Raw genomic sequence first — 9,440 nt, 5'->3', positions numbered from 1 at the left:
GTAAAATCCGGTAGAAGAGAGGCTGACGCGGTTGACATAGGCGGTCTGCGCTGCCTCGGTGAAACGCATACGGGCATTCCCGACAAAGACATTACCGTCCTCGAAACGCACATGTTCCAATGTGGTCTGATGCAGTTCAGCCAGACAGGCGGCGATCCGGTCACGAATGATATCGCAGGCATTGGCTACGGCCATCCCGTTCAGGTCGGTTCCGGAAGAAGCGGCTGTCGCCGAGGTGTTGGGCACCTTGCCGGTATCTGTCGCAGTGATCTTGACCTGCTCCACACTGATCCCGAAACGGGCGGCTGCCACTTGTGCCACTTTCTGAAACAGGCCCTGTCCCATCTCGGTCCCGCCATGGTTCATGTGAACAGAGCCGTCTTGATAAACATGGACCAAAGCACCGGCCTGATTGAGGTGTGTGAGCGTAAAGGAAATGCCGAACTTAACAGGGCTGAAGGCAATACCCTTTTTCAACACTGACTGTCCGGCATTCCAATCTGCAATCGCGGCACGGCGTGCGGTATAGCCAGAGGATGCCAGCAAAGCCTCCGTCATCTCATGCAGGATGAAATCAGTGACGGGCATGTGATAGGGCGTGGTTTGCAGTTGTTGCTTGGGCGAATAGGTCCCGGCAAACCGCGTAGCCCGCCCTATCTTCCCATGTTCGGAAATACCTTCAGGGGGGCGCGTAGCGTGGGGGGCAGACAGCCCCCCTCTGTCCATCGCATCATAGTAATTCCGCTGGCGTACAAGCACAGGGTCAATGCCCAGCTCTGCCGCGATATGGTCCATGACACGCTCTATCCCGACAACCCCCTGCGGGCCGCCGAACCCGCGAAAGGCGGTGGCAGATTGCGTATTTGTCTTGAGACGGTGCGAAGTGATCCGCGAGGCGGGCAAATGATAGGCGTTATCCGCATGCAACATTGCGCGGTCGGCCACCGGCAACGAGAGATCCAGCGCCCAGCCACAGCGGGCAATTTGCGTGAAATCAACGCCGGTCAGGTGGCCTTCGCTGTCAAAGCCTGCGTCATAGCTGATACGGAAATCATGTCGTTTGCCGGTGATCATCATGTCGTCGTCGCGGTCATAGCGCATCTTGCAGGGACGACCAGTTTGCCTTGCAGCTACTGCACAGGCGACGGCCAACGCGTTGCCCTGACTTTCCTTGCCACCAAACCCGCCGCCCATGCGTCGCACTTCGCAGCGCACGCCGTGCATCGGTACGCCCAATGCATCGGCCACCTTGTGCTGAATTTCGGTGGGGTGCTGGGTCGAGCTGTGCACGACCATGTCACCGCCTTCTTGCGGCAGCGCAAGCGCAGCCTGCCCTTCAAGATAGAAGTGCTCCTGACCACCCATGTTGATCTCGCCCCGCACCCGATGTGTGGCCTTCTGCAAGGCTTGGTCCACATCTCCCTTCGTCCAGATGCGCGGACCGTCTTCAAAATGGCTGCCTGCTGCCATCGCATCCTCAATGGTCAGGATCGGGGTGTCGTCTGCATAAGTCACGTCGGCCAGTCGCGCGGCCTTTCGCGCAGCCAGATGGGAATTTGCCACCACCAGAAAGAGTGGTTGTCCCAGATAATGCACCGTGCCCGTGGCCAGCAACGGTTCGTCATGGACGGACGGTGAGACATCATTTGCAAAAGGCAGATCACTGGCGGTCAGCACAGTCACCACGCCGGGGGCGCTTTTCACCGCTGCAAGGTTCATCGCGCTGACCTGCCCGCAAGCGATTTCGGATGTGCCAAAGGCCAGATGCAGTGTACCGGTTGGCGTCGGGATGTCGTCGATATAGCGCGCGGCCCCGGTCACATGTAGGGCGGCGGCATCATGGGGCAGTAGCTTTGCGATGCTCATGATGTCACCTCCAGCACCGATGTGGCCTGTCCGGTCATTTCGGCGAAGTAGCGGTGCAGCAGGTTTTCCGCGACTTTGAGCCGGTAGTCCGCACTGGCCCGCATGTCTGACATCGGCTTGTAGTCATCCGCGAAAAAGGCTGCGGCGTTGCCGATTGTTTCAGTTGACCATGGTGCTCCGGTCAGCGCGGCCTCGACTTTGTGTGCTCGGTGCGGGGTGCCTGCCATGCCGCCAAAAGCAATCCGCGCTTCTGTGACAATGCCGCGCTCAACAGTCACGTTGAAACAGCCGCAGACCGCCGAGATATCCTGATCGAAGCGTTTGGATATTTTGTAGCAGCGCAGAAGGGGCGCTGACTTTGGCAGTGTGATCCCCGTCACCATTTCGCCCGCAGCACGATCTTGTTTGCCATAGGCGATAAAGAAATCCTCAATCGGCAACTCACGCGTTTTCTCATCGTGGCGCAGGTGCAAGGTGGCTCCTAATGCAATCAAAGCAGGCGGGTTGTCACCGATCGGCGATCCGTTTGCGATATTACCGCCGATGGTCGCTGCATTGCGCACCTGCTCAGAGCCATAGCGCCGGACCATTTCCGCGTAGGACGGGTGCATATCACGCAATACGGACAAAGCTTCCGTCATGGTGACGGCTGCGCCGAAATGGATGGTGTTTTCTGTCTGCGTAATCGCGCGCAATTCGGTGCAACGGTTCAGAAACGTGACTTTTGGCAGGTCGCGCAATTGTTTGGTGACCCATAGCCCCACATCCGTCGCACCGGCGATGAGCGTCGTGTCGGGGTTCGCCGCATACCATCCGGCAAGTGCGTCAAGCGTTTCGGGCGCGTAATGCTGGGCGTCCAGCGGCGGCGTATCATCTTTCACCCACACAGGAACGTCGGCGTCTGCCGCCGCTTGTGCGGCCCGAACAATCGGCGCGTAGCCCGTGCAACGGCACAGGTTTCCCGCCAGCACATCGTCGTGGTCTGTCCGCCCTTGCAGGTGCCCTGTCGCCATGGATGCAATGAAGCCGGGCGTGCAGAACCCGCATTGTGAGCCGTGGTGATCGATCATGGCCTGCTGAACAGGATGGAGCGTGCCATCGGGCCCGCTGATCCCTTCCACGGTCCGCACGGCTTTGCCATGCAGCTGTGGCAGGAACAAAATACAGGCATTCAGTGCCTTGGCGCCGTCGTTATCGGTCACCATCACGGTACAGGCCCCGCAGTCACCCTCGTTGCAACCTTCTTTCGTGCCGCAAAGCGCGCGGTCTTCGCGCAGCCAGTCAAGCAGGGTGCGGGTCGCATCCGTATCGACTTGCACGGTTTCCCCGTTGAGAAGAAACGTGACATTCATGATATAAACCTGCCGCCTTACCAAATCGGTGCGAGGGTCCTCAGGTGTCGATGCGACGTAGACACCTGTCTCGTATGCTGACGGCTATGAAAACCGCGCAGAGGCCATTTGGCAAGGAGTTTTATGACGACGAGCCAGAGCAGGTCGGATGGGCGCTGTCTATTTGGGCAGTTTCAGCGTCTTGAGGGTATGTCCTCGTCAACGGAATTTTCCCAGATTTCGCGCTGCCAGGCGAGCCAGCCTTGCGCTGCGATCAGTGGAGCCGCCTCAATGTGGCAAGTCCGCACGCGGCCTTTTTTGATGGACCTGACGATGCCAGTGTCTTGCAATACCTTGAGGTGCCGCATGAATGTGGGCAGTGCCATGTTGTGTGCCGCGTGCAATGCACTGACGCTGGCCGGGCCAGATGCGAGCTGTTCAATCACGGCGCGGCGGGTCGGGTCGGACATGGCGCCGAAAAAGGAATCAAGTTGCTTAGTCATATGGCTAAGCATCGAGCCGGTAAATCGTGGTGTCAAGATAGTTAGCTGATCAGCTAATGAAATACCTCGCTTGCGATGGCGCGGGCATTCGCTACCTTGCTGGAATGTCAAATGATCCCCGATTCATTCACCTGCGTGTCCATACGGAATACTCTCTTCTGGAGGGTGCCATTCCGGTGAAAAAGCTACCCGTTCTAGTGACTGGAATGCGTATGCCCGCTGTCGCCGTGACCGACAGCAATAACATGTTTTGTGCGCTGGAGTTTTCCGAAGGCGCGTCCAAAGCTGGTTTGCAACCTATTATCGGCTGTCAGTTGGATGTGACCTTTTTGCCCCCTGAACCTGGCAAGCGTGCCGAAGAACCTGCACCGATTGTTTTGCTGGCGCAGTCCGAGGCAGGCTATATGAACCTGATGAAACTTAACTCTTGCGCGTATCTCGACGCGCAAGGGCAGTTGCCACAGGTCAGTTTAGAGGAACTGGCGCGGTACCATGAAGGGCTGATCTGCCTTTCGGGTGGTCCTGATGGACCGGTGGGGCGGTTACTACGCCAGGGCCAACGCCCCAAGGCAGAAGCCTTTGTGGATCGCTTGGCTGCGACGTACCCCGACAGGCTTTATATCGAATTGCAGCGGCATCCGGGTGACGGTCTGCCAGAGGCCGAACGGTTATCGGAGCGCGGCCATATCGAGATGGCCTACGCAAAGGGCCTGCCACTGGTGGCGACCAATGATGCCTATTTCCCCAAGACCGAGCTTTATGAGGCCCATGATGCGCTGATCTGTATCGCCGAGGGCGCCTATGTCGATCAGCAGGAACCGCGCCGCAGGCTCACGCCGCAGCATTATCTGAAATCGCCGCAGGAAATGGCGACCTTGTTTGCCGATCTGCCCGAAGCGATCGAGAACACCGTCGAGATTGCCAAACGCTGCGCCTTCAAGGCATATAAACGCGCGCCGATTCTGCCCAAATTTGCCAATGACGAGGTCGCGGAGCTTCGGCGTCAGGCCCAAGAGGGGCTGAAGGCCCGCTTGGCTGTCATCCCCCATGCCGCCCCCGTGGAAGATTATGAAAAACGCCTCGAGTTCGAACTGGGCATTATCGAAGGGATGGGGTTCCCCGGCTACTTCTTGATCGTGGCTGATTTCATCAAATGGGCCAAGGATAATGGTATTCCTGTAGGACCAGGCCGGGGGTCTGGTGCCGGTTCTCTGGTGGCTTACGCGCTGCTGATCACCGACCTTGACCCGTTGCGTTATTCGCTGCTGTTCGAGCGCTTTTTGAACCCTGAACGTGTGTCGATGCCTGACTTTGATATCGATTTTTGCATGGACCGCCGCGAAGAGGTGATCCGCTACGTGCAGGACAAATACGGGCGCGACAAGGTGGGGCAGATCATCACCTTCGGTGCGCTCTTGTCCAAGGCAGCGGTGCGCGATGTGGGGCGGGTCTTGCAGATGCCGTATGGCCAGGTGGATCGCCTGTCCAAGATGATCCCTGTCGAAGGGGTCAAACCGGTTTCGATCGAGAAGGCGCTCGCTGATGAGCCGCGTCTGCGCGAGGAAGCCAAGAACGAAGAAGTCGTGGATCGCCTGCTGACCTATGCCCAGCAGGTCGAAGGTCTGTTGCGCAATGCATCCACCCACGCCGCCGGTGTCGTAATCGGCGACAGGCCGCTGGATGAACTGGTCCCTCTTTATCAGGACCCGCGCTCGGACATGCCTGCGACCCAGTTCAATATGAAGTGGGTGGAACAGGCCGGGCTGGTGAAGTTCGACTTTCTGGGTCTGAAGACCCTGACCGTCATCCAGAACGCGGTGGAGTTGATCAAAAAAACAGGGCGCCCGCTGAATGTCGCGGCTGATGGTGCGAAACTCTACGACGCGCCCGAAGGCTTTGAATACGACATCGGGGCGATCCCGCTGGATGATGACAGGTCCTATGCGCTTTATTCCAGCGCCAAGACGACAGCGGTGTTTCAGGTGGAATCCAGCGGCATGATGGATGCGCTCAAGCGGATGAAGCCGACCTGTATCGAAGATATCGTCGCCCTTGTGGCGCTGTATCGGCCCGGCCCGATGGAGAATATCCCGACCTATTGCGAGGTGAAGAACGGGCAAAAGGAGCTGGAATCGATCCATCCGTCGATTGACCATATCCTCAAGGAAACCCAAGGGATCATCGTCTATCAGGAACAGGTGATGGAAATTGCGCAGGTCATGGCAGGTTACAGCCTTGGCGGTGCGGATTTGCTGCGTCGTGCGATGGGTAAAAAGATCGCCGAGGAAATGGCCAAGGAACGCCCAAAATTCGAAGAGGGCGCGAAAGCGAACGGGGTAGAACCGAAAAAGGCCCGCGAGGTTTTCGACCTGCTCGAAAAATTTGCCAACTATGGCTTCAACAAATCCCACGCGGCGGCCTATGCCGTTGTCAGCTATCAGACCGCTTGGCTGAAGGCGAACCACCCGGTCGAATTCATGGCCGGTGTGATGAACTGCGATATTCATCTGACCGATAAGCTGGGGGTGTATTTCCAAGAGGTGAAGAAGGGACTGGGGATCGCGTATACCCCGCCTTGCGTGAACCGATCTATGGCAACGTTTGATGTGAAAGATCAAAAGCTGGTCTATGCGCTGGGCGCACTGAAAAATGTCGGTGTGGAGGCGATGAGGCTGATCGTTGCAGGGCGGGAAGACAGGGAGTTTGTGAACCTTTACGATTTTGCGCGAAGGGTGGACATCAAACGGATCGGCAAGCGGCCCTTGGAAATGCTGGCCCGTGCGGGTGCCTTTGACGTGCTGGACCCGAACCGACGCAGGGTAATGATGAGCTTGGATGCGTTGACGGCTTATTCCGCCGCAATCCATGAGCAGAAGTCATCCAATCAGGTTTCCCTCTTCGGGGATGCCGGTGACGACCTGCAAGAACCGCGTCTGGCGGGCGGTGAGGACTGGTTGCCTGCAGAACGTCTGGCCGAAGAGTTCAAGGCGATCGGGTTCTATCTGTCGGGACATCCGTTGGATGACTATATGGGACCACTCAAGCGCAAGCAGGTGCTGACGTTGGACGATGTGATCACGCGCGCCGCAAAGGGTGCGGCCGTCGTCAAGATGGCAGGCACCGTATCGGGGCGGCAGGAACGCAAATCGGCGCGGGGCAACCGCTTTGCCTTTGTGCAGCTGTCTGATCCGACGGGACAGTACGAGGTCACGATGTTCTCGGACACATTGGAGGCTGCGCGTGAATACCTCGAAACCGGAAGCCAGATTGTGCTGACATGCGAGGCCACGATGGAAGCCGACCAGTTGAAGCTATTGGGCCGCTCGGTTTCGCCGATTGATGCGGTGGTCGCGGATGCCGGTGGTGCAGGATTGCGGGTTTTCATTGACGGGCCAGAGGTGATCGGGTCGGTTGCATCCGTCTTGGCGAATGCCGCCAATGGGACGGTGCGTGCCGCACGTGGGCCGGTTTACTTTTGCCTGATGAATAATGATTTGCCGGGCGAGGTCGAATTGGACCTCGGTGAGGAATTCCCGGTCAATCCGCAGATCAAGGGCGCATTGCGGTCCTTGGGTGGTGTGATCGAAGTTGAAGATATGTAGGGTGGGTTGAAACCCACCTTACGTGCGCAGCTACCAATGCGGCGGGCGTTGATCCCCTAGGGGCACCGTACCGCCTGCGTCCATCTCACGCCCTGCTTCACGCTCCATCAATATGGCCAACCGGCGTTGCGCCAGCGCCAGTTCCGTTTCCTGGCGCACGACGACATCCGACAACTCCTCGACCGTGCGGGTGAGGTGGGCGATTTGTTCTTCAAGGTGTGTCAGATCAACCATGCGCGCTTTCTAACCCAATTGCAGCGTCGGTGAAAGCGAGGACTGCATTGCCCCTGTGACATTGGCGGGTTAAACGGCGCGGGAACGCAAAGTGACCAGCAGGACCAACCCCATGGCCAAGATGAAAAAGCAGCCCCGCCCCAAGGCGCAGACGCCCAAGGGCTTTCAGGATTATTTCGGCACGGATGTGACCGCCCGGACCGAAATGCTGAACACGATTGCGGGTGTCTATCATCGCTATGGGTTCGACGCGCTGGAAACATCAGCTGTCGAAACGGTCGAGGCGCTGGGCAAGTTCCTGCCCGATGTGGACCGTCCGAATGAAGGTGTGTTTGCTTGGGAGGAGGATAGCGACTGGCTGGCACTGCGCTATGATCTGACAGCCCCTTTGGCCCGCGTGGCAGCCCAGTATCGCAATGACCTGCCGTTCCCGTATCGCCGCTATGCGATGGGCCCAGTCTGGCGCAACGAAAAGCCGGGACCGGGGCGCTTTCGCCAGTTTTACCAGTGCGATGCGGATACGGTCGGGGCGGGGTCCGTGGCCGCAGATGCCGAGATTTGCGCGATGCTGGCCGATACGCTGGAGGCCGTTGGGATCGAGCGTGGGGATTACATTATTCGCGTGAATAACCGGAAGGTGCTGAATGGTTTGCTTGAGGTTGCTGGACTTTCGGGTGACGACAAGGAGGTAGAGCGCGGTATCGTTCTGCGTGCCATCGACAAGCTTGATCGCTTGGGATTAAGTGGTGTGCGGGAGTTGCTGGGAGAAGGCCGCAAGGATGAAAGCGGTGACTACACAAAAGGCGCACAGTTGTCAGACGAGCAAGCTGAAATAGTAATGCTTATTACTCAAAACGAGATGTCACTCTCGGCGACTTCGCACCTTTTGAGCATCAAGGAAGCTGTGAAGGGTTCGCCTATTGGGTGTGAAGGCGTTGATGAATTGGCTGAGATTTCCGGTTTACTCTCCGCCCAAGGCTACGGCCCCGACCGTATTGTCATTGACCCTTCTGTCGTCCGTGGTCTTGGCTACTACACCGGCCCTGTTTATGAAGCTGAACTCACGTTCGAAATCAAAGACGACAAAGGCCGCCCCCGCAACTTCGGCTCTGTCGCGGGCGGTGGCCGCTATGACGATCTGGTCAAGCGGTTTACCGGGCAGGAAGTGCCTGCGACCGGCGTTTCGATTGGTGTCGACCGTTTGCTCGCCGCCCTGCGCGCCAAGGGCCGGGTTGATACGACCGCCCAAGGCCCTGTCGTTGTGACCGTGATGGACCGTGACCGCATGTCGGACTATCAGACGATGGTTTCGGAATTACGAAACGCCAGTATCCGCGCAGAGGTTTATTTGGGCAACCCCAAGAACTTTGGCAACCAGTTGAAATATGCCGATAAACGGAATTCACCTGTCGCGATCATCGCGGGCAGTGATGAATTCGACAAAGGCATCGTGCAGATCAAGGACCTGATCCTTGGCGCGGAAATCGCCAAGAACGCGACGCTGGAAGAGTGGAAAGACCGCCCCAGCCAGTATGAGGTGCCGCGCGACGAGATGGTCGCGAAAGTCCGCGCGATTTTGGACGAACACAGCTGATGCCCACCTCACCCGAAACTCTGACCGAAGCGCGTCGTCTGCGTGACCTTTTTGCTTCCAAGGGCGCGCAGGTGATCAAGGCGGATGTGCTACAACCGGCCGAGACTTTGCTGGACCTTTATGGCGAGGATATTCGCGCCCGATCTTATCTGACCTCCGATCCGCTTCACGGTGAGATGGTGCTGCGACCGGATTTCACCGTGCCGGTCGTGCAGATGCATATGGAAAGCCGCGCTGATCCGGTGCGTTATACCTATTCCGGCAAGGTATTCCGCAAGCAGGAAACCGACGAAACCCGCGCCAATGAATA

The 9,440-nt window shown here is 58.0% G+C and carries 7 protein-coding genes; 3 read left to right on the top strand and 4 right to left on the bottom strand.

Annotation, left to right across the window (positions count from 1 at the left end):
- The 3 genes from xdhB to R6T97_RS05810 all read right to left on the bottom strand — a co-directional run.
- Nucleotides 1-1,866 (bottom strand): xanthine dehydrogenase molybdopterin binding subunit (gene xdhB / locus R6T97_RS05820; RefSeq protein ID WP_410348352.1); only part of this gene is annotated, 1,866 nt, incomplete at its 3' end.
- Nucleotides 1,863-3,218, bottom strand: a complete 1,356-nt coding sequence (locus R6T97_RS05815; RefSeq protein ID WP_410348351.1) for a xanthine dehydrogenase small subunit — start codon at nt 3,216-3,218, stop codon at nt 1,863-1,865. The genes R6T97_RS05815 and xdhB, both read right to left, overlap by 4 nt.
- 173 nt (nt 3,219-3,391) lie before the next feature.
- Nucleotides 3,392-3,811, bottom strand: coding sequence for an ArsR/SmtB family transcription factor (locus R6T97_RS05810; protein WP_410348350.1), 420 nt, complete (start codon nt 3,809-3,811; stop codon nt 3,392-3,394).
- Between R6T97_RS05810 and dnaE the strand changes: the two genes are divergently transcribed.
- Nucleotides 3,805-7,302: a DNA polymerase III subunit alpha gene (dnaE, locus tag R6T97_RS05805; protein ID WP_410348349.1), complete on the top strand. Its 3,498-nt coding sequence runs from the start codon at nt 3,805-3,807 to the stop codon at nt 7,300-7,302. The genes R6T97_RS05810 and dnaE overlap by 7 nt on opposite strands.
- A gap of 30 nt (nt 7,303-7,332) precedes the next feature.
- On the opposite strand, the gene R6T97_RS05800 is transcribed toward dnaE, so the two are convergent.
- The gene (locus R6T97_RS05800) at nt 7,333-7,536 is read right to left on the bottom strand and encodes a SlyX family protein (RefSeq protein ID WP_410348348.1); all 204 of its coding nucleotides are present in this window, start codon (nt 7,534-7,536) and stop codon (nt 7,333-7,335) included.
- Between the two features lie 112 nt (nt 7,537-7,648).
- On the opposite strand from R6T97_RS05800, the gene hisS reads away from it, so the two are divergent.
- Nucleotides 7,649-9,130 (top strand): histidine--tRNA ligase, encoded by a 1,482-nt coding sequence (gene hisS / locus R6T97_RS05795; RefSeq protein WP_410348347.1) that lies wholly within the window; start codon nt 7,649-7,651, stop codon nt 9,128-9,130.
- Nucleotides 9,130-9,440: ATP phosphoribosyltransferase regulatory subunit (locus R6T97_RS05790; protein WP_410348346.1), on the top strand; the 311-nt coding region annotated here is incomplete at its 3' end. The genes hisS and R6T97_RS05790, both read left to right, overlap by 1 nt.

This window comes from Yoonia sp. (genome assembly GCF_046498525.1).
Lineage (GTDB): Bacteria > Pseudomonadota > Alphaproteobacteria > Rhodobacterales > Rhodobacteraceae > Yoonia.
This window is presented reverse-complemented; position numbering and strand designations above follow the sequence as displayed.

Excerpts from the sequence above, each read along its gene's own strand:
- R6T97_RS05815 (WP_410348351.1), bottom strand. The coding sequence starts at position 3,218 with ATGAATGTCACGTTTCTTCTCAACGGGGAAACCGTGCAAGTCGATACG.
- R6T97_RS05800 (WP_410348348.1), bottom strand. The coding sequence starts at position 7,536 with ATGGTTGATCTGACACACCTTGAAGAACAAATCGCCCACCTCACCCGC.
- dnaE (WP_410348349.1), top strand. The coding sequence starts at position 3,805 with ATGTCAAATGATCCCCGATTCATTCACCTGCGTGTCCATACGGAATAC.
- hisS (WP_410348347.1), top strand. The coding sequence starts at position 7,649 with ATGGCCAAGATGAAAAAGCAGCCCCGCCCCAAGGCGCAGACGCCCAAG.